20 protein-coding genes are annotated in these 20,542 nt (G+C 70.1%); 18 read left to right on the forward strand and 2 right to left on the reverse strand.

Features of this window, described 5'->3' with window-relative positions:
- From AC5P1C_RS24735 to rpsD, 3 genes are all read left to right on the forward strand, one after another.
- Nucleotides 1-417, forward strand: a 417-nt coding sequence (locus tag AC5P1C_RS24735) for a vitamin K epoxide reductase family protein (RefSeq protein ID WP_493868116.1), incomplete at its 5' end; no start/stop codon positions are given.
- A gap of 44 nt (nt 418-461) precedes the next feature.
- Nucleotides 462-1,811 (forward strand): replication-associated recombination protein A, encoded by a 1,350-nt coding sequence (locus tag AC5P1C_RS24740; RefSeq protein ID WP_493868117.1) that lies wholly within the window; start codon nt 462-464, stop codon nt 1,809-1,811.
- 383 nt (nt 1,812-2,194) lie between these two features.
- Nucleotides 2,195-2,809 (forward strand): 30S ribosomal protein S4, encoded by a 615-nt coding sequence (gene rpsD / locus AC5P1C_RS24745; protein WP_160503779.1) that lies wholly within the window; start codon nt 2,195-2,197, stop codon nt 2,807-2,809.
- Here rpsD and AC5P1C_RS24750 read toward each other — a convergent pair.
- On the reverse strand, nt 2,797-4,977 hold the full coding sequence (locus tag AC5P1C_RS24750; protein ID WP_493868118.1) for an ATP-binding protein: 2,181 nt from the start codon (nt 4,975-4,977) through the stop codon (nt 2,797-2,799). The two genes, rpsD and AC5P1C_RS24750, sit on opposite strands and share 13 nt — an antisense overlap.
- Before the next feature lie 160 nt (nt 4,978-5,137).
- Between AC5P1C_RS24750 and AC5P1C_RS24755 the strand changes: the two genes are divergently transcribed.
- The 13 genes from AC5P1C_RS24755 (at nt 5,138) to nusB (ending at nt 18,015) form a co-directional block, all read left to right on the forward strand.
- Entirely contained in the window at nt 5,138-5,587 is a 450-nt protein-coding gene (locus AC5P1C_RS24755; RefSeq protein ID WP_493868119.1) for a DUF948 domain-containing protein, read from the forward strand.
- 7 nt (nt 5,588-5,594) lie between these two features.
- Complete coding sequence (locus AC5P1C_RS24760; RefSeq protein WP_493868120.1) at nt 5,595-5,969, forward strand: DUF6167 family protein; 375 nt, start codon at nt 5,595-5,597, stop codon at nt 5,967-5,969.
- Nucleotides 5,969-8,638: an alanine--tRNA ligase gene (gene alaS, locus AC5P1C_RS24765; protein WP_493868121.1), complete on the forward strand. Its 2,670-nt coding sequence runs from the start codon at nt 5,969-5,971 to the stop codon at nt 8,636-8,638. Before AC5P1C_RS24760 ends, alaS begins: the two co-directional genes overlap by 1 nt.
- Before the next feature lie 20 nt (nt 8,639-8,658).
- The gene (ruvX, locus tag AC5P1C_RS24770) at nt 8,659-9,123 is read left to right on the forward strand and encodes a Holliday junction resolvase RuvX (RefSeq protein WP_493868223.1); all 465 of its coding nucleotides are present in this window, start codon (nt 8,659-8,661) and stop codon (nt 9,121-9,123) included.
- Between the two features lie 124 nt (nt 9,124-9,247).
- Nucleotides 9,248-10,936 (forward strand): endolytic transglycosylase MltG, encoded by a 1,689-nt coding sequence (gene mltG, locus AC5P1C_RS24775; protein WP_493868122.1) that lies wholly within the window; start codon nt 9,248-9,250, stop codon nt 10,934-10,936.
- Complete coding sequence (locus AC5P1C_RS24780) at nt 10,926-11,759, forward strand: shikimate dehydrogenase (RefSeq protein WP_493868123.1); 834 nt, start codon at nt 10,926-10,928, stop codon at nt 11,757-11,759. The genes mltG and AC5P1C_RS24780 overlap by 11 nt, the downstream gene beginning before the upstream one ends.
- Nucleotides 11,760-11,883: 124 nt before the next feature.
- Nucleotides 11,884-13,068, forward strand: a complete 1,185-nt coding sequence (gene aroC / locus AC5P1C_RS24785; RefSeq protein ID WP_493868124.1) for a chorismate synthase — start codon at nt 11,884-11,886, stop codon at nt 13,066-13,068.
- On the forward strand, nt 13,065-13,580 hold the full coding sequence (locus tag AC5P1C_RS24790; protein ID WP_493868125.1) for a shikimate kinase: 516 nt from the start codon (nt 13,065-13,067) through the stop codon (nt 13,578-13,580). The genes aroC and AC5P1C_RS24790 overlap by 4 nt, the downstream gene beginning before the upstream one ends.
- A 5-nt stretch (nt 13,581-13,585) precedes the next feature.
- Complete coding sequence (aroB, locus tag AC5P1C_RS24795; RefSeq protein WP_493868224.1) at nt 13,586-14,689, forward strand: 3-dehydroquinate synthase; 1,104 nt, start codon at nt 13,586-13,588, stop codon at nt 14,687-14,689.
- Nucleotides 14,690-14,850: 161 nt separating this feature from the next.
- Complete coding sequence (locus tag AC5P1C_RS24800) at nt 14,851-15,786, forward strand: Pro-rich N-terminal domain-containing protein (protein ID WP_493868126.1); 936 nt, start codon at nt 14,851-14,853, stop codon at nt 15,784-15,786.
- 60 nt (nt 15,787-15,846) lie between these two features.
- Entirely contained in the window at nt 15,847-16,953 is a 1,107-nt protein-coding gene (locus AC5P1C_RS24805) for a M24 family metallopeptidase (RefSeq protein WP_493868127.1), read from the forward strand.
- Between the two features lie 58 nt (nt 16,954-17,011).
- Nucleotides 17,012-17,578: an elongation factor P gene (gene efp / locus AC5P1C_RS24810; RefSeq protein WP_344521662.1), complete on the forward strand. Its 567-nt coding sequence runs from the start codon at nt 17,012-17,014 to the stop codon at nt 17,576-17,578.
- Nucleotides 17,579-17,580: 2 nt separating this feature from the next.
- Nucleotides 17,581-18,015, forward strand: a complete 435-nt coding sequence (gene nusB, locus AC5P1C_RS24815) for a transcription antitermination factor NusB (RefSeq protein WP_493868128.1) — start codon at nt 17,581-17,583, stop codon at nt 18,013-18,015.
- A gap of 185 nt (nt 18,016-18,200) precedes the next feature.
- Here the strand turns inward: nusB and bldD are convergent, their stop codons facing one another.
- Nucleotides 18,201-18,701: a transcriptional regulator BldD gene (bldD, locus tag AC5P1C_RS24820; RefSeq protein WP_249591133.1), complete on the reverse strand. Its 501-nt coding sequence runs from the start codon at nt 18,699-18,701 to the stop codon at nt 18,201-18,203.
- Between the two features lie 198 nt (nt 18,702-18,899).
- Here bldD and pyrR point away from each other — a divergent pair, with 198 nt between their 5' ends.
- On the forward strand, nt 18,900-19,472 hold the full coding sequence (pyrR, locus tag AC5P1C_RS24825) for a bifunctional pyr operon transcriptional regulator/uracil phosphoribosyltransferase PyrR (protein ID WP_493868129.1): 573 nt from the start codon (nt 18,900-18,902) through the stop codon (nt 19,470-19,472).
- 81 nt (nt 19,473-19,553) lie between these two features.
- Nucleotides 19,554-20,540 carry an aspartate carbamoyltransferase catalytic subunit gene (locus AC5P1C_RS24830; RefSeq protein ID WP_493868130.1) on the forward strand — a complete coding sequence of 329 codons (987 nt, stop codon included), beginning with the start codon at nt 19,554-19,556 and terminating at the stop codon, nt 20,538-20,540.
- Nucleotides 20,541-20,542 lie beyond the last annotated feature (2 nt).

Genomic DNA, 20,542 nt, shown 5'->3' on the forward strand with positions numbered 1-20,542 from the left:
ATCATGAAGAGCGACCAGGCGTCGGTCTTCGGCTTCCCGAACCCGATGCTGGGCATCGCCGCGTACGCCGTCGTGATCTGTGTCGGCATGAGCCTGCTCGGCCGGGCACGCTTCCCGCGCTGGTACTGGCTGACGCTGAACGCGGGCATGCTCTTCGGCGTCGGGTTCTGCACCTGGCTGATGTACCAGTCGCTGTACGAGATCAACTCGCTGTGCCTGTGGTGCTGCCTTGCGTGGGTCGCCACGATCGTCATGTTCTGGTACGTGACGTCGTTCAACATCCGCAAGGGTCTGCTGCCCGCGCCCTCCTGGCTGCGTACGTTCTTCGGCGAGTTCACCTGGGTCTTCCCGGTGCTGCACGTCGGCATCATCGGCATGCTGATCCTCACGCGCTGGTGGGAGTTCTGGACCAGCTGACAGCGCCGAGGGGATTGTCAGTGGGCTGACGTAGGGTTCCCACCGTGGAGCCCGACCTGTTCACCGCAGCTGCCGAGGACCGCCAGGAGAAGGACCCTTCGACGAGTCCCCTGGCCGTCCGGATGCGCCCGCGCACCCTCGAAGAAGTCGTCGGCCAGCAGCATCTGTTGAAGCAGGGCTCGCCCTTGCGCAGGCTGGTCGGCGAGGGCGGGGGAGGACCCGCGGGCCCCTCGTCGGTGTTCCTCTGGGGGCCGCCCGGCATCGGCAAGACGACCCTTGCGTACGTGGTCTCGAAGGCCACGAACAAGCGCTTCGTGGAGCTCTCCGCGATCACCGCGGGCGTGAAGGAGGTCCGCGCCGTCATCGAAGGCGCCCGGCGCGCGATGGGCGGCCACGGCAAGGAGACCGTCCTCTTCCTGGACGAGATCCACCGCTTCAGCAAGGCCCAGCAGGACTCCCTGCTCCCGGCCGTCGAGAACCGCTGGGTGACCCTGATCGCGGCGACGACCGAGAACCCGTACTTCTCGATCATCTCCCCGCTCCTGTCCCGCTCCCTCCTCCTCACGCTCGAACCCCTCACGGACGACGACCTGCGCGGACTGCTGCGCCGGGCGCTCACCGAGGAGCGGGGCCTGGGCGGCGCGGTGGAGCTGCCCGAGGACACCGAGGCGCACCTCCTGCGGATCTCGGGAGGCGACGCACGACGCGCACTGACCGCCCTGGAGGCGGGCGCGGGCTCGGCCCTGGCCAAGGGCGAGAAGGAGATCACCCTCCAGACCCTGGAGGAGTCGGTCGACCGCGCGGCCGTGAAGTACGACAGGGACGGCGACCAGCACTACGACGTCGCGAGCGCCCTGATCAAGTCCATCCGCGGTTCGGACGTGGACGCGGCCCTGCACTATCTCGCCCGGATGATCGAGGCCGGCGAGGACCCCCGCTTCATCGCACGGCGACTGATGATCTCCGCGAGCGAGGACATCGGCCTCGCCGACCCGACAGCGCTGCCCACGGCGGTCGCCGCGGCCCAGGCCGTCGCCATGATCGGATTCCCGGAGGCCGCGCTCACCCTCAGCCACGCGACGATCGCCCTCGCCCTGGCCCCGAAGTCGAACGCCGCGACGATGGCCATCCAGTCCGCCCAGGCTGACGTCCGCGCGGGCCTCGCGGGCCCCGTCCCGCCCCACCTGCGCGACGGGCACTACAAGGGAGCGGCCAAGCTCGGCCACGCCCAGGGCTATGTGTATCCGCACGACGTGCCGGGCGCGATCGCCGCCCAGCAGTACGCACCGGACGCCGTCGCCGCCAAGCGTTACTACCAACCCACGCGCTATGGAGCCGAGGCGCGGTACGCGGACGTGGTCGAGCGCGTGCGCGAGCGCCTCAAGGGCGAGTAGCCGCTCCCCGTCGCGGCCCATCCCGGCCCGCGGCTGAGGCACCCCCTGCCACCCGGTACACTTGCCCGAAGTGCTGCGTCCCGTGTCCGGTCTCGTACCGGACGCCACCAGAACGGGACATCCAGCCGGAGCCCCGGACCTCACCGTCCAGGGATCTCCAGGAGCGTCGCGCACCGTCGAAGGTGTCGCGGGCAGCCCACCACCATCTCGTACTCCGGGAAGCGGTCGGTGGGCCACTCGCGTGCTGCACATAGTGCCCAGACCAGGGAGCGGCTGCCCGCCGGATCCAGCACCACCGGATCCGATGGGTTTCCCAGGCTGCGGATTGCGACCTCCCCTAACCCTGGTGAAGCCGATATCACATTGAACAGAGAGGTTGGTTCATGCCGAACCAGTCCCGCCCCAAGGTCAAGAAGTCGCGTGCCCTCGGCATCGCGCTGACCCCGAAGGCCGTCAAGTACTTCGAGGCCCGTCCCTACCCGCCGGGCGAGCACGGCCGTGGGCGCAAGCAGAACTCGGACTACAAGGTCCGTCTGCTCGAGAAGCAGCGTCTGCGCGCGCAGTACGACATCAGCGAGAAGCAGATGGCCCGTGCCTACGACCGCGCCAAGAAGGCCGAAGGCAAGACCGGCGAGGCCCTGGTCATCGAGCTCGAGCGCCGTCTCGACGCCCTGATCCTGCGTTCGGGCATCGCCCGCACGATCTACCAGGCCCGTCAGATGGTCAGCCACGGCCACATCGAGGTCAACGGCGGCAAGGTCGACAAGCCGTCGTTCCGTGTCCGTCCCGACGACGTCGTGATGGTCCGCGAGCGCAGCCGCGAGAAGCCGCTGTTCCAGGTCTCCCGTGAGGGCGGCTTCGCCCCCGACGGCGAGATCCCGCGTTACCTCCAGGTCAACCTGAAGGCCCTGGCCTTCCGTCTGGACCGTGACCCGAACCGCAAGGAGATCCCCGTGATCTGCGACGAGCAGCTCGTCGTCGAGTACTACGCCCGCTGACCCGGACGTAGCTCTCCCTGCTTCAGCCCGTCGCCCGCCCTCCCTTCGTGGTGGGGCAGGCGGCGGGTTTTTGCGTTGCCCTCGGGGTCCGCGCCCAGGGCCCGGGTCACGGCCGCGTCCGGAGCGAGACGGGTCCCCACCGCCAGACACTCCTCGTACCGCGCGTCGCCCAGCTGTTCGCGGGCCTGCGTCTCGCACAGCTCGTGCGGCCCGCCGAAGCTCCCGGAGCCGAACAGCGGAAGGCCCACCGACGGCCAGATACGGGACGCGGCGCCCTGCAGCACCGCGGCCTCGGCCGGATCGCCCTCCTCCATGGTGAACAGGGCGAGCAACTCGATCGCGAGCACCGTGCCGAGCAGGTCGTGGAAGGTGTGGTCCAGGGCCAGACACCGCATGACCAGGTCACGGGCCATCGCCGTCTCGCCGCGCGTCCAGGCGGCGAAGCCGAGGACATAGAGGGCGTACGCGAGGGTCCAGCGCTCCCCGTGGTCCTCGCAGACCTGGCGTACGTCCTCGCAGAGCTCCACCGCGTCGGCGAGCTCGCCCCGGAAGGCGAGCGCCATCGCCAGCTCGACCTGGCCCATCAGGACGTTGCTGTTGAGCTCGCCGATCTCGCGGTACTGCTCAAGGGCCGAGCGCAGCAGCGACTCGGCGCGCTCCATGTCGTCGGTGAGGAGCGCGAGGCAGCCGATGCGGTGCTCGGCGTACGCGGTCGCGATGGCGCTGCCGGTACGTTCCGCCTCGTCCTTGCACTCCTGCAGCGCGGCGAGCGCGGCGACCGTGTCGCCCTGCAGCACCGCGACATAGCCGAGCACCCACAGCGCCTTGAGACGGGAGTCGTCGTGGCCGCCGTCCAGTTCGAGGGCCCGGTCGAGCCAGTGGCGCCCCTCGGCGAGGCGACCGCAGCCGACCCAGTAGAACCACAGGCTGCCCGCCAGATACTGGCCCAGATGCGTCTCGTCCGGCTCGGTCAGGCAGTACTCCAACGCGCCCCGCAGATTGGGCAGTTCGCAGTCGACCAGCTCGGCGACGCGAGCCTGGCGCGGCGAGAACCAGTCCAGCTCGCACCAGGTGGCGAGCCCCATGTACCAGTCGCGGTGCCTGCGCCGCATCCGCGCGGCGTCACCGGTCGCCTCCAGCCAGTCGGCGCCGTACGCACGGACCGTGTCGAGCATGCGGTAGCGGACGCCCGTCGGCCCCTCCTCGCGGGTGACGACGGACTGCGCGAGCAGCTCACCGAGTACGTCGAGGACGTGATCGGCGTGCAGGCCGTCCCCGCTGCAGATGTACTCGGCCGCCTCCAGGTCGAAGGGGCCGCAGAACACCGAGAGCCGCGACCACAGCAGGCGCTCGCCCGTCGTGCACAGCTCATGGCTCCAGCCGATCGCCGTACGCAGCGTCTGATGCCGCGGCGGCGCGTCGCGCCGGGTCCCGGTGAGCAGCGCGAACCGGTCGTCGAGGCGGGTCAGGAGCTGCGCGGGCGACAGTGCCCGCAGCCGCCCCGCCGCCAGCTCGACGGCGAGCGGGATGCCGTCCAGGCGGCGGCACAGCTCCGCCACGTCGGCTTCGTTCTCCTCGTCCAGGGCGAAGCCGGGAAGCCCGGCCACCGCACGGTCGGCGAAGAGCGCCGCCGCGTCCGGCGTGGGCAGGGGCGCGAGCGGGAAGATCCGCTCGCCCCCGGTGTCCAGCGGCCTGCGCCCCACCGCGAGCACCCGCAGGCCGGTGCAGCGGTGCAGCAGTTCACCCACCAGCGAGGCGCACGCCGCCACCAGGTGCTCGAACCCGTCGATGACGAGGAGGACTTCCCGCTCCGCGAGATGGTCGAGGAGCACGGCGCGCGGCGGGCGGTGGGTGTGATCCGTCAGACGCAGCGCGTCGGCGACCGCGTGCTCCACCAGATCCGGGTCCCGGACCGCAGCGAGCTCCACCAGCCAGGCACCGTCGCGCGGCGCGGCGTCACCGGCGGCACGGACGGCGAGGCGCGACTTCCCGACACCGCCGACGCCGGTCACCGTGACCAGCCGTGTGGTCTCCAACGCGGCGGCGAGACAAGCGAGTTCATCGCTGCGTCCGACGAAGGAGTTGAGCTCCAGAGGGAGGTTGCCGGGTCTCGGCGGGCGGGCGGGGGAGTCGTACCGACGGTTACCCGTGCCCTGATCGCGTCGCATGAGATACGGAGCGTACTCATCCGTAAGCAGTCAGTACAATCAGTTCGGTGAACTCCCTTGCCCGTACACGGTAATGCGGTGCGGAGCCTCGGCCTCGGCGCGATAGGGTCGGAGGACGACTTTTCGATGTTCAGGACCGATGTTCAGGGAGCGGTGCGCAGTGTCGGGTGGAGAGGTGGCCGGGATCCTGGTGGCCGTCTTCTGGGCGATCCTGGTCTCCTTCCTGGCCGTGGTGCTGGTGAGGCTGGCGCAGACGCTCAGGGCGACCACCAAGCTCGTCGCGGACGTGACCGAGCAGGCCGTGCCGCTCCTCGCGGACGCCTCCACCGCGGTGCGCTCGGCGCAGACCCAGATCGAGCGCGTCGACGCCATCGCGTCGGACGTCCAGGAGGTCACGTCGAACGCGTCGGCGCTCTCCACGACGGTGGCCTCCACCTTCGGCGGGCCCCTCGTCAAGGTCGCGGCGTTCGGTTACGGCGTGCGCAGGGCCCTGGGCCGCAAGACCGGACCCGAATCAGACAATGTGCCCCCGGCACCCGCCCGACGTACCGTGATCGTGGGGCGCACCGTCCCCTCCGCGCGGCGGCGGGGCAAGCGGAAGAAGGACTGACGCAGCGATGTTCCGCCGTACGTTCTGGTTCACCGCGGGCGCCGCTGCCGGTGTGTGGGCCACCACCAAGGTCAACCGCAAGATCAAGCAACTGACCCCCGAGAGCCTCGCGGCGCAGGCCGCGAACAAGGCCGTCGAGGCGGGCCACAAGCTCAAGGACTTCGCTCTCGACGTCCGCGACGGCATGGCCCAGCGCGAGGCCGAACTGGGCGAGGCCCTGGGCCTCGAAGCCCCGGTCGACCCCGAACTCCCCGCGCAGCGCGCCGTCGTCGTGGCCATCGAGAACGGCAAGATCAGCAAGTCAAGCAAGACCGACAAGAACAAGCAGGGCAAGTACCTCTCGAAGTCGAAGTACTCGTACAACCGGAATGAGGACCACTGATGGAGTCGGCCGAGATTCGCCGCCGCTGGCTGAGCTTCTTCGAGGAGCGCGGGCACACCGTCGTCCCTTCGGCGTCGCTCATCGCGGACGACCCGACTCTGCTCCTCGTCCCCGCGGGCATGGTGCCCTTCAAGCCCTACTTCCTGGGTGAGGTCAAGCCGCAGTTCTCGCGCGCCACGAGCGTGCAGAAGTGCGTGCGTACGCCGGACATCGAAGAGGTCGGCAAGACCACGCGGCACGGCACGTTCTTCCAGATGTGCGGCAACTTCTCCTTCGGCGACTACTTCAAGGAAGGCGCCATCACGTACGCCTGGGAGCTGCTCACCAGCTCCGTGGCGGACGGTGGCTACGGCCTCGACCCCGAGCGCCTCTGGGTGACGGTCTACCTCGACGACGACGAGGCCGAGACCATCTGGCGCGAGAAGGTGGGCGTCCCCGCCGAGCGCATCCAGCGCCTGGGCAAGAAGGACAACTACTGGTCCATGGGCGTCCCCGGACCCTGCGGCCCCTGCTCCGAGATCAACTACGACCGCGGCCCCGAGTTCGGCGTCGAGGGCGGCCCCGCCGTCAACGACGAGCGTTACGTGGAGATCTGGAACCTGGTCTTCATGCAGTACGAGCGCGGCGAGGGCACCTCGAAGGAGGACTTCGAGATCCTCGGCGAGCTGCCCAGCAAGAACATCGACACCGGCCTCGGTCTCGAGCGCCTCGCCATGATCCTCCAGGGCGTACAGAACATGTACGAGACGGACACCCTGCGCGTCATCATGGACACCGCCACCGAGCTGACCGGCGTGCGGTACGGCGCCGAGCAGGGCTCGGACGTCTCCCTGCGCGTGGTCGCCGACCACATGCGTACGTCCGTGATGCTCATCGGCGACGGCGTCACCCCCGGCAACGAAGGCCGTGGCTACGTCCTGCGCCGCATCATGCGCCGCGCCATCCGCAACATGCGTCTGATGGGCGCCACCGGCCCGGTCGTCCACGAGCTGGTCGACACGGTCATCAAGTCGATGGGCGAGCAGTACCCCGAGCTGCGATCCGACCGCAAGCGCATCGAAACCGTCGCTCTCGCCGAAGAGGCCGCCTTCCTCAAGGCCCTCAAGGGCGGCACGAACATCCTCGACACCGCCGTCACCGAGACCAAGGCCGCCGGCGGCAAGGTCCTCGCCGGCGACAAGGCGTTCCTGCTGCACGACACGTGGGGCTTCCCGATCGACCTCACCCTGGAGATGGCCGCCGAACAGGGCCTGACCGTGGACGAGGACGGCTTCCGGCGCCTGATGAAGGAGCAGCGGGAGCGGGCCAAGGCCGACGCCCAGGCGAAGAAGACCGGCCACGCCGATCTGCACGCCTACCGCGCGATCGCCGACGCCTCCGGCGCCACGGACTTCACCGGCTACACCCTCACCGAGAACGAGGCCGTGATCGTCGGCCTCCTGGTCAACGGCGCCTCGTCCCCGGCCGCCCGCGAGGGCGACGAGGTCGAGGTCGTCCTCGACCGCACCCCCTTCTACGCCGAGGGCGGCGGCCAGATCGCCGACTCCGGCCGGATCCGCCTCGAGAACGGCGCCGCCGTCGAGATCCGTGACGTGCAGAAGCCGGTCCCCGGCGTGCACGTCCACAAGGGCGTCGTCCAGGTCGGCGAGATCACCGTCGGCGACCAGGTCTGGGCCTCGATCGACGTGCACCGCCGCCGTGCCATCGCCCGCGCCCACTCCGCCACGCACCTCACGCACCAGGCGCTGCGCGACGCCCTTGGCCCGACGGCCGCCCAGGCCGGTTCCGAGAACCAGCCGGGCCGCTTCCGCTTCGACTTCGGCTCCCCGTCGGCCGTGCCCACGGCCGTCATGACGGACGTCGAGCAGAAGATCAACGAAGTGCTCGCGCACGAACTCGACGTGCAGGCCGAGGTCATGTCGATCGACGAGGCCAAGAAGCAGGGCGCCATCGCCGAGTTCGGCGAGAAGTACGGCGAGCGTGTGCGCGTGGTCACCATCGGCGACTTCTCCAAGGAGCTGTGCGGCGGCACGCACGTCCACAACACCGCACAGCTCGGCCTGGTGAAGCTGCTCGGCGAGTCGTCCATCGGTTCGGGCGTGCGCCGCATCGAGGCCCTGGTCGGCGTCGACGCGTACAACTTCCTCGCCAAGGAGCACACGGTCGTCGCCCAGCTCCAGGAGCTGGTCAAGGGCCGTTCCGAGGAGCTGCCCGAGAAGGTCTCCGCCATGCTCGGCAAGTTGAAGGACGCCGAGAAGGAGATCGAGAAGTTCCGCGCGGAGAAGGTCCTCCAGGCCGCCGCCGGTCTCGTCGAATCCGCCAAGGACGTACGAGGCGTGGCTCTCGCCACCGGCCAGGTGCCGGACGGCACGGGCGCCGACGACCTGCGCAAGCTGGTCCTCGACGTACGCCACCGCATCCCCGGCGACCGCCCTGCCGTGGTCGCCCTGTTCACGACGGCCAACGGCCGCCCGCTGACGGTCATCGCCACGAACGAAGCAGCCCGCGAGCGCGGCCTCAAGGCCGGCGACCTCGTCCGTACGGCCGCCAAGACCCTCGGCGGCGGTGGCGGCGGCAAGCCGGACGTCGCCCAGGGCGGCGGCCAGAACCCGGCCGCGATCGGCGAGGCCATGGCCGCCGTCGAGCGCCTCGTGGCCGAGACGGCCTGATGTCTGAGTCGACCGGGAGTATGCGCCGGGGCCGGCGGCTGGCCGTCGACGTCGGTGACGCCCGGATCGGGGTCGCCTCGTGCGACCCCGACGGGATCCTCGCCACGCCGGTGGAGACGGTGCCGGGACGCGATGTCCCGGCGGCCCAGCGCCGTTTGAAGCAGCTCGTCGAGGAGTACGAACCGATCGAGATCGTCGTCGGTCTCCCTCGCTCCCTCAAGGGCGGCGAGGGCCCGGCGGCCGTCAAGGTCCGCGCCTTCACGCAGGATTTCGCGCGCTTGGTGGCGCCCATTCCGGTGAGGCTCGTGGACGAGAGGATGACCACAGTGACGGCCAGTCAGGGGCTGCGCGCCTCGGGCGTGAAGTCCAAAAAGGGCAGGTCTGTCATCGATCAGGCGGCGGCCGTCATCATCCTCCAGCAGGCACTGGAGTCCGAACGGGCGTCAGGTAAAGCTCCGGGCGAGGGCGTCGAAGTGGTCATCTGATCGCGATACGGTAACGTTCCGCGCGATGCGGCGGTGTTCGAACAGCTGCCGCACAGCATCAAGAGGCGGAACGGTTGCCCTCCCACTCCGACGGCGGCCCCGCCTCGCGGCATGTAGGGGATCGATGACTGAGTATGGCCGGGGCCCAGGCTCCGAACCGTGGCATCCCGAGGACCCGTTGTACGGGGACGGCGGATGGGGAGGACAGCAGGCCGCGAGCGGCCCGTCCCCCTACGGCGGCCAGGGGCAGTACCACCCTCAGCAGCCGCAGCAGGCGCAGTACGAGGACTGGAGCACGGGCCAGCAGCAGGCCTACGGCCACGGTCAGCTGCAGTACGGTGGGCCCGCCGGGCAGCAGCAGTACAACCCCGGCCCGGACCAGCAGTACAACGGCGGCCCCGAGCACCAGTACAACGGCGGCTGGGACACCGGTCAGCACGGACAGGTGCCGTACGCCGCCGACCCGTCGGACCCGTACGGCAATCAGCCGGGCGGGTACGGCGCGGAGAGCCCGGACTACTACGGCACGCCCGATGCGTATCCCCCGCCGGAGCCGCCGTCCCGCCGCCGCGCCGAACCCGAGCCGCAGCAGGACTGGGACCCGGGCCCGGACCAGGGCGAGCACGCGTTCTTCTCGGGCGCCGACGACGATGACGATGACGAGTACGACGACCCGGGCCGCCGTGGTGGCCGCGGGGACCGACGGGGCGGCCGGGGCGGAAAGAAACCGAAGAAGCGCAGGAGCGGCTGCGCCTGTCTGGTGGTGACGCTGGTCTTCGCCGGCGGCCTCGGCGGAGTCGGCTATTTCGGCTACCAGTTCTATCAGGACCGATTCGGTACGTCGCCGGACTTCGCGGGCGAGGGGGCGGGCCTCGCGACCGTCGACATCCCGAAGGGCGCCGGCGGTTATGTGATCGGCCAGAAGCTGAAAGAGGCTGGGGTCGTCAAGAGCGTGGACGCCTTTGTCTCCGCGCAGGCGCAGAACCCCAAGGGTGACACCATTCAGGACGGCGTTTATGTCCTGAAAAAGGAAATGTCGGCGAAAAGCGCCGTCGAACTGATGCTCAGCCCCAAGAGCCGCAATAACCTCATCATTCCCGAGGGCCGGCGTAATTCTTCGGTCTACAGCCAGATCGACACCCGCCTGGAGCTGGACAAGGGCACGACCGCGGCTATCGCGAAGAAGGAATGGAAGTCCTTGGGGCTTCCGAAGTGGGCGAACACGAACAAGGACATCAAGGACCCGCTCGAGGGCTTCCTCTACCCCTCCAGCTATCCGGTCGCCAAGGGCCAGAAGCCCGAGGCGGTCCTCAAGAAGATGGTGGCCCACGCCAGCCAGAAGTACGACGAGATGGGCCTTGAGTCGAAGGCCGCTGAGCTGCAGTTGAAGGACCCGTTGCAGGTCCTCACCGTGGCCAGCCTCGTCCAGGCCGAGGGCATGACGCACGACGACTTCAAGAAGATGGCGGCTGTCGTCTACAACCGCCTCAAGACGTCCAACACGGTGACCAACCAGAAGCTCGAGTTCGACTCGACGTACAACTACCTCAAGGGCCAGAGCGAGATCGACATCCCGATTGCAGAGATCCGGAACGATCCCGACCCGTACAACACGTACTTCCACAAGGGCCTCCCGCCGGGACCGATCGGAAACCCGGGCGACGAGGCGCTGAGGGCCACTTTGGATCCGGACGACGGCGGATGGATGTTCTTCATCTCCGTCGACCTGAAGAAGACCCAGTTCACCAAGACGCTGGCCGAGCACGAAAAGCTGGTCGCGGAACTCAACGATCGGCGGAAGAGTGGCGACTGAGCGAAGCCGCCGAGCCGCAGTCATCGGCTCCCCCATCGCCCACTCCCTCTCCCCGGTGCTGCACCGCGCCGCATACGGGGAGCTGGGACTGGTCGACTGGACGTACGACCTGTTCGACGTCGACGAGGCGGCCCTGCCCGGCTTCGTCGAGGGGCTCGGGCCCGAGTGGGCCGGGCTGTCCCTGACGATGCCGCTCAAGCGCGCGGTGATTCCGCTGCTGGACGAGATCAGCGGGACCGCCGCCTCCGTCGAGGCGGTCAACACCGTCGTCCTGACCGAGGACGGCCGCCGCGTCGGTGACAACACCGACATCCCCGGCATGGTCGCCGCCCTGCGGGAACGCGGGATCGAGCAGGTCGAGTCCGCCGCGATCCTCGGCGCGGGCGCCACCGCGTCGTCCGCGCTCGCCGCGCTCGCGCGGATCTGCACCGGTGAGGTCGTCGCGTACGTACGCAGCGAGGCGCGCGCCGCCGAGATGCGGCAGTGGGGCGAACGGCTCGACGTCGAGGTGCGCACGGAGGACTGGGCGGACGCCGAACGCGCGCTGAGCGCGCCGCTGGTGATCGCCACGACGCCCGCGGGCGCGACCGACGCGCTGTCGGCCGCCGTGCCCGAGCGGCCCACGACCCTCTTCGATGTGTTGTACGAACCGTGGCCCACCGCTCTGGCGGCCCGCTGGTCGATGTACGGCGGCGCCGTGGTCAGCGGGCTCGACCTCCTCGTGCACCAGGCCGTGCTGCAGGTCGAGCAGATGACCGGGCGCTCGCCCGCGCCGCTCGCCGCCATGCGCAAGGCCGGAGAGCACGCGCTGGCCGCCCGCTGAAGCGTCCGCCTTGTGGACCGGAGGCCAGGTCCCGCCCCCCGACGTGGGAGGATCAGGGGTGGCGGGCCAGGGCCGCGCACCCGGTCGCGCCACGCAGTTCCAGGCGCGAGCATGAGGAGCACCGTTGAGCAGGTTGCGTTGGCTGACCGCGGGAGAGTCCCACGGACCCGCACTTGTCGCGACGCTGGAGGGTCTTCCCGCCGGCGTGCCGATCACCACGGAGATGGTGGCGGACCACCTGGCCCGGCGGCGCCTCGGCTATGGGCGCGGTGCGCGCATGAAGTTCGAGCGTGACGAGGTCACCTTCCTGGGCGGCGTCCGGCACGGCCTGACCATGGGCTCGCCGATCGCGATCATGGTGGGCAACACCGAGTGGCCCAAGTGGGAGCAGGTCATGGCGGCCGACCCGGTCGACCCGGAGATCCTCGCCGATCTGGCCCGCAACGCCCCGCTGACCCGCCCCAGGCCCGGCCACGCCGACCTCGCGGGCATGCAGAAGTACGGCTTCGACGAGGCCCGGCCGATCCTGGAGCGCGCCTCCGCCCGCGAGACCGCGGCCCGCGTCGCGCTCGGCGCGGTCGCCCGCTCGTACCTGAAGGAGACGGCCGGGATCGAGATCGTCAGCCATGTGACCGAGCTGGCGAGCGCCAAGGCGCCCTACGGCGTCTACCCGACCCCCGCCGACGTCGAGAAGCTCGACGCCGACCCGGTGCGCTGCCTCGACGCGGACGCGAGCAAGGCGATGGTCGCCGAGATCGACCAGGCCCACAAGGACGGCGACACCCTGGGGGGTGTGGTCGAGGTCCTCGCGTACGGCGTCCCGGTCGGGCTCGGCTCGCACGTGCACTGGGACCGGCGGCTCGACGCGCGGCTCGCCGCCGCGCTCATGGGCATCCAGGCCATCAAGGGCGTCGAGGTCGGCGACGGCTTCGACCTCGCGCGGGTGCCGGGATCCAAGGCGCACGACGAGATCGTCTCCACCGAGGACGGCATCAGGCGCACCTCAGGCCGCTCGGGCGGCACCGAGGGTGGCCTGACCACCGGTGAACTGCTGCGCGTGCGCGCCGCGATGAAGCCCATCGCGACCGTGCCGCGCGCGCTCGCCACCGTCGACGTCGCCACCGGCGAGGCCACCAAGGCGCACCACCAGCGCTCCGACGTGTGCGCGGTCCCGGCCGCGGGCATCGTCGCCGAGGCGATGGTCGCGCTGACCCTGGCCGACGCGGTCGCCGAGAAGTTCGGCGGCGACAGCGTGCCCGAGACCCGGCGCAACGTGACGTCGTACCTCGACAACCTGCAGATCCGGTGACCGGCCCGCAGATCGTCCTGGTCGGGCCGATGGGCGTGGGCAAGTCGACGGTGGGCGCGCTGCTCGCCGAGCGCCTCGGCACCGTCTACCGGGACACCGACGCCGACATCGTGGCCGCACAGGGCCGGGAGATCGCGGACATCTTCGTGGACGAGGGGGAGCCGCACTTCCGCGACCTCGAGCGGGAGGCCGTGCGTACGGCGCTCGCCGAGCACGAGGGTGTCCTCGCGCTCGGCGGCGGCGCGATCCTCGACGAGACGACCCGCGCGCTCCTGGCCCCGCACCCCGTCGTCTATCTGTCGATGGACGTCGAGGAAGCGGTCAAGCGCACCGGCCTGAACGTCGCGCGCCCGCTGCTCGCGGTCAACCCGCGCAAACAGTGGCGCGAACTGATGGACGCCCGCCGCCAGTTCTACGCCGACGTCGCTCGCGCCGTCGTCGCCACCGACGACCGCACCCCCGAAGAGGTCGCCCAAGCGGTCCTCGACGCACTGGAGTTGAAGGAAGCATGACGGAGATGGCTGAGACGTCGGGGCAGACGCCCACCCGTATCCAGGTCGGCGGTACCGCGGGCACCGAGCCGTACGAGGTGCTCGTCGGCCGGCAGCTCCTCGGTGAGCTGCCCGGTCTGATCGGCGAGCAGGCCAAGCGCGTCGCGATCATCCACCCGGAGGCGCTCGCCGAGACCGGCGACGCGCTGCGCCAGGACCTGGCCGACCAGAACTACGAGGTCGTGGCCATCCAGGTGCCGAACGCCGAGGAGGCCAAGACCGCCGAGGTCGCCGCGTACTGCTGGAAGGCCCTTGGCCAGTCCGGCTTCACCCGCAGCGACATCATCATCGGTGTCGGCGGCGGAGCCACCACGGACCTCGCCGGGTTCGTGGCCGCGACCTGGCTGCGCGGGGTCCGCTGGATCGCCGTGCCGACCACCGTCCTCGGCATGGTGGACGCCGCGGTCGGCGGCAAGACCGGCATCAACACCGCCGAGGGCAAGAACCTCGTGGGCTCCTTCCACCCGCCCACGGGTGTGCTGTGCGACCTGGCCGCGCTCGACTCGCTGCCGGTCAACGACTTCGTGTCCGGCCTCGCGGAGATCATCAAGGCCGGTTTCATCGCCGATCCGGTGATCCTCGAACTGATCGAGGAGGACCCCGAGGCGGCGCGCAGCCCGCAGGGGCCGCACACCGCCGAGCTGATCGAGCGCTCCATCAAGGTCAAGGCCGAGGTCGTCTCCGGCGACCTCAAGGAGTCGGGCCTGCGCGAGATCCTCAACTACGGCCACACCCTCGCCCACGCCATCGAGAAGAACGAGCGCTACAAGTGGCGGCACGGCGCCGCCGTCTCCGTGGGCATGGCCTTCGCGGCCGAACTCGGCCGCCTCGCCGGACGCTTGGACGACGCCACCGCCGACCGGCACCGCGCCGTCCTGGAGTCGGTCGGCCTGCCCCTGAGCTACCGCTACGACCAGTGGCCCAAGCTCCTGGAGACCATGAAGGTCGACAAGAAGTCCCGCGGTGACCTGCTGCGTTTCATCGTCCTCGACGGTCTCGGCAAGCCGACCGTCCTGGAGGGACCCGACCCGGCGGTGCTGCTCGCCGCGTACGGCGAAGTGGCGAAGTAGCGCCACAGGAACACGGAATCGGCCCACCAGAACAAGCCACGGGCACCCTGCGGCCACCCCGGCCGTTCACACAACGTCGGCCGGGGACGGTACCGTTCGGTAACGGGTGGCCCCGGCCGCCGCCCGACCAGCGTCAGTCGCACGAGACGGAGTGGCACCGGATGCAGCACGCAGTGGGGTCTCCGCTGCCGCCGCCCCATCAGCCGGGGCACGGACCGGCCACCGGCTGGTCCCCGGCCGCACACCACCCGAGCGGTCCGCCGCCGGGTGCCGCGCCGGGCGGCCCACCGCCTCCCGCGCCGGGTTTCGTCGGCGCCCCGCACCCCCCGGGCACGGCTCCCCATCCGCAGGGCCCTGCCCCGCACCCGCAGCACGTGGTGCCGGGCGCCCCGCAGCAAGGCGTCGCCCCCCAGCACGGCCACGCCCCCGGCGCCCCCGTGCCCCCGACCCCGGACACGACCGGCCACATCCAGCTCCCGCCCGGCGGCCCCGTCGCCGTGCCGAGCCCGCCGCCCGGCACGGCCCAGGCGGACACCGGCGCCACCACACTGGCCGTCCTCCTGATCGGACCCGCGGGTGCGGGCAAGACGAGCGTCGCCAAGTACTGGGCGGAGCACCGCAGGGTGCCGACCGCGCACATCAGCCTGGACGACGTCCGGGAATGGGTGTGCTCGGGCTTCGCGGACCCCCAGTCCGGGTGGAACGACCACTCCGAGGCGCAGTACCGCCTGGCCCGCCGCACCTGCGGCTTCGCCGCACGGAACTTCCTGGCCAACGGCATCTCGTGCATCCTCGACGACGCGGTCTTCCCCGACCGCCCGGTCGTCGGCCTCGGCGGCTGGAAGCGTCACGTGGGCCCGGGACTGCTGCCGGTGGTCCTGCTGCCGGGCCTGGAGATCGTCCTGGAGCGCAACGCGGAGCGCAGCGGAAACCGTCGCCTCACGGACGAGGAAGTGGCCCGCATCCACGGCCGTATGGCCGGTTGGTACGGCTCGGGGCTTCCCATCATCGACAACTCCCAGCTGGACGTGCCCGCCACGGCCCGCGTCCTGGACGACGTCCTGGCCCGCTCCATCGCGAGCCCGCCGCAGTGGTAGCCCTGCTCGGTCGGGTGCGCTGAACGGGCCGTCCCGCGCCGCCGCTCATAGGCTCGTTACATGTCAGAGGTGTACGCGGCCCGCCGTGAGCGGTTGAGGGAGCGTTGTGCCGCGGGCGGCAGCGCGTCGGCGCTGGTGTCCCGTCCCGCCAACGTGCGGTATCTCGCGGGAGCGGCGCCGCACGGTGCCGTGCTCCTGCTGGGCAGGACCGAGGATCTGCTGCTGTGCGGCGGGCCGCTCGGTGACGACCACGGCGAGGGGCGGCCCGCCGAGGGGCTGCGGGTGCAGCAGCTCGACGCCTCCGGGGGTGACCCCGCCGTGGCGGGCGCCGATCTCGCGGCCGCGCAGGGAGCCGATTCGCTCGCCGTCGAGGAGCACGACCTGACCGTCGCCCGGCATCGCGCCGTCGGCTCCGTCGCGCCCCGGCTGCGCCTTGTGGATCTCGGGGGAGCGGTCGAACAGCTGCGGCTCGTCAAGGACGAGGAAGAGATCTCCTGCCTGCGGATCGGCTCCGAGATCGCCGACCAGGCACTCGGCGAGCTGCTCGAATCCATTCTCGTGGGGCGTACGGAGCGCCATCTCGCCCTTGAGCTGGAGCGCCGCCTCGTCGATCACGGCGCGGACGGACCGGCCTTCCCGACGTCCGTCGGCACCGGCCCGAACTCGGGCAGAGGCGGCCACCGGCCGTCGGACCGGCGGGTGGAGGAAGGAGATTTCCTCTCCGTGTGCCTGGGGGCCAGTTATCGCGGTTATCGTTGTGAGATCGGACGTACGTTCGTCATCGGTACGTCTCCCGCGGACTGGCAGATCGAGCTGTACGACCTCGTCTTCGCCGCTCAGCGGGCGGGCAGGGAGGCTCTCACACCGGGCGCCGCCTACCGTGACATCGACCGCGCGGCACGTCACGTACTGGACTCCGCGGGGTATGCGGACGGTCTCGCTCCGCTGATGGGACATGGGCTGGGGCTCGAAATCGACGAGGACCCGCAGTTGGCGCCCGCGGCCATGGGTAAACTGGACGCCTGCGTGCCGGTCACCGTCGAACCGGGGGTTCACATCCCGGGACGGGGTGGTGTCCGGATCGATGACACGCTCGTCGTGCGCCCCGAGGCGGACGGCGGACCCGAGCTACTCACCATTACGACCAAGGAGCTGCTCGCGCTCTAGCTTCGAGCTGTGCGCGTGCGCCGGGGTCGTCCACGTCAGTCCAGGAGATTCCGCAACCGTGGCTTCCACGAACGACCTCAAGAACGGCCTGGTGCTCAAGCTCGACGGGGGCCAGCTCTGGTCCGTCGTCGAGTTCCAGCACGTCAAGCCCGGCAAGGGCCCTGCCTTTGTGCGCACCAAGCTCAAGAACGTGATGTCGGGCAAGGTGGTCGACAAGACCTTCAACGCCGGCGTCAAGGTCGACACGGCGACGATCGACAAGCGCGACATGCAGTTCTCCTACATGGACGGCGACTACTTCGTCTTCATGGACATGGAGACGTACGACCAACTGCACGTCGACCGCAAGTCCGTCGGTGACGCCGCCAACTTCCTGATCGAGGGCTTCACGGCCTCCGTCGCGCAGCACGAGGGCGAAGTCCTCTTCGTCGAGCTGCCGGCCGCCGTCGAGCTGGTCATCCAGGAGACCGAGCCCGGCGTCCAGGGCGACCGCTCCACCGGCGGCACCAAGCCCGCGACGCTGGAGACCGGCCACCAGATCCAGGTGCCGCTCTTCATCACCACCGGCGAGAAGATCAAGGTCGACACCCGTGACAGCGGCTACCTCGGCCGGGTGAACAGCTAACCGTGGCTGCTCGTAATACGGCCCGCAAGCGCGCCTTCCAGATTCTCTTCGAGGCCGACCAGCGTGGCGCAGACGTAGTGACGGTCCTCGCGGACTGGGTGCGCCACTCGCGGACCGATACCCGGCAGCCGCCGGTGAGCGAGTTCACGATGGAGCTGGTCGAGGGGTACGCGCAGCACGCGCGCCACATCGACGAGCTGATCTCGCAGTACGCCGTCGGGTGGACCCTGGACAGGATGCCGGTCGTGGACCGCAACATCCTGCGGCTCGGTGCCTACGAGCTGATCTGGGTCGACGCGACGCCGGACGCCGTGGTGCTCGACGAGTCCGTGCAGCTCGCCAAGGAGTTCTCCACGGACGACTCGCCGTCCTTCGTGAACGGCCTGCTCGGCCGCTTCAAGGATCTGAAGCCGAGCCTGCGCCGCGACGAGGCGTAAGCCTCCCGTACCGCTCAGAGGGCCCGCAGCGCCATGCTGCGGGCCCTCTGGCGTGTCCGGGGACCCCTGGGCGCTCCTGTGGCTCCTGGGGCCTCACGCGCCTACGCAGAACGCCGGGGTGGCCGGAACCGATCGGTTCCGGCCACCCCGGCGTTACGTTTCTGCTCGGCTCTCGCTTGAGGAAATCAGACGTCGTCGTGGGCGACGGCGCGGCGCGCGTCCGCGTCCAGGACGCCCCAGCTGATCAGCTGCTCGGTGAGGACCGAGGGCGACTGGTCATAGATCACGGCGAGGGTGCGCAGGTCGTCCTGGCGGATCGAGAGCACCTTGCCGTTGTAGTCACCGCGCTGCGACTGGATCGTGGCGGCGTACCGCTGCAGCGGGCCTGCCTTTTCCTGCGGGACATGCGCAAGGCGCTCCAGGTCGAGCACGAGCTTGGGCGGCGGCTCGGCCGCACCGCCGGGAGCGGTGCCGGGCAGCAGCTCCTGGACCGGGACGCCGTAGAAGTCCGCCAGCTCGGCGAGGCGCTGTACGGTCACGGCGCGGTCGCCGCGTTCGTACGAACCGACCACGACCGCCTTCCAGCGTCCCTGGGACTTCTCCTCGACGCCGTGGAGGGAAAGGCCCTGCTGGGTACGGATGGCGCGGAGCTTGGCCCCGAGCTGTTTGGCGTATTCGCTGGACATATAGCTCCCCGGACGAAGAACGGTAACTCACTGTGAGGTTACGCAGCGTTACTTGGGTGCGTCAAGCCGAATGGTCCGTACCGCCCCTTCCGAGGGGGGTCGTGACCGGCGGTGTTGCCGGTGCTGGTAACGTGGATGGCGCAATTTCGACGTCCTTTAAGGTCCGTCCCGTGAGGCGGAGAAGGAGGTCCGTTTCATATGGACTCGCACGACACGAACGAAGCCGATGTCGCCCGGCCCGTGCTCGAAGGCCCGGACATCGCACGGGTGTTGACCCGTATCGCGCACGAGATCGTCGAACGCGCCAAGGGCGCCGAAGACGTGGTGCTGCTCGGCATTCCCACCCGCGGCGTCTTCCTCGCCCGGCGCCTCGCCGAGAAGCTCGAAGAAATCACCGGACGCACGATCCCGGTTGGCTCACTCGACATCACGATGTACCGCGACGATCTGCGCATGCATCCGCCGCGCGCACTCGCCCGCACCGAGATCCCCGGTGACGGCATCGACGGCCGCCTCGTCGTCCTCGTCGACGACGTGCTCTTCTCCGGCCGCACCATCCGCGCCGCCCTCGACGGTCTGAACGACATCGGGCGCCCGCGCGCGGTGCAGCTCGCCGTCCTCGTCGACCGCGGCCACCGCGAACTGCCGATCCGCGCCGATTACGTCGGCAAGAACCTCCCCACGTCGCTGCGGGAGACGGTCAAGGTCCAGCTCGCCGAGGAGGACGGCCGCGACGCCGTGCTGCTCGGCGCCAAGCCCGCTTCCGCGTAGCACCGGCCTTCCTGCGGACCCGGGGGCAGACCCCTGCGCGCCCGCATGCCCGCAAACCTCCCCATCACGGAGTAAACCCAGATGATGCGACACCTCATCTCGGCCGCCGACCTCACCCGCGACGACGCCGTTCTCATCCTCGACACCGCCGAGGAGATGGCCCGGGTCGCCGACCGGCCGATCAAGAAGCTGCCCGCGCTGCGCGGCCGCACGATCTGCAATCTGTTCTTCGAGGACTCCACCCGGACCCGGATCTCCTTCGAGGCCGCCGAGAAGCGCCTCTCCGCCGACGTCATCAACTTCGCCGCCAAGGGCTCCAGCGTCTCCAAGGGCGAGTCCCTCAAGGACACCGCCCAGACCCTGGAGGCGATGGGCGTCGACGCCGTCGTCATCCGGCACGGCGCGTCCGGTGCCCCCTACCGCCTCGCCACCTCCGGCTGGATCGATGCCCCCGTGATCAATGCGGGCGACGGCACCCACCAGCACCCCACCCAGGCGCTGCTCGACGCCTTCACCATGCGCCGCCGCCTCGTCGGCAAGGACGCGGGCCTCGGCAAGGACCTGAGCGGCAAGAACATCACGCTCGTCGGCGACGTCCTGCACAGCCGGGTCGCGCGCTCGAACGTCGACCTCCTGCACACCCTGGGCGCCGAGGTCACTCTGGTCGCGCCGCCCACGCTCGTGCCGGTCGGCGTCGACAGCTGGCCCTGCGACGTGTCGTACGACCTGGACCGCGTGCTCCCGAAGTCCGACGCCGTGATGATGCTGCGCGTGCAGCGCGAGCGCATGAACGCCGCGTTCTTCCCGACCGAGCGCGAGTACTCGCGTCGCTACGGCCTGGACGGCGAGCGCATGGCGAAGATGCCCGAGCACGCCATCGTCATGCACCCCGGTCCGATGGTCCGCGGCATGGAGATCACCGCCGAGGTCGCCGACTCCGAGCGCTGCACGGTCATCGAGCAGGTCGCCAACGGCGTGCACACCCGGATGGCCGTCCTCTACCTGCTCCTTGGCGGCAACGAACCCGCCGTCACCCACACCCGTCCCACCGGTTCCGAGGAGAAGTAAGA

The organism is Streptomyces sp. A18 (assembly GCF_059026065.1).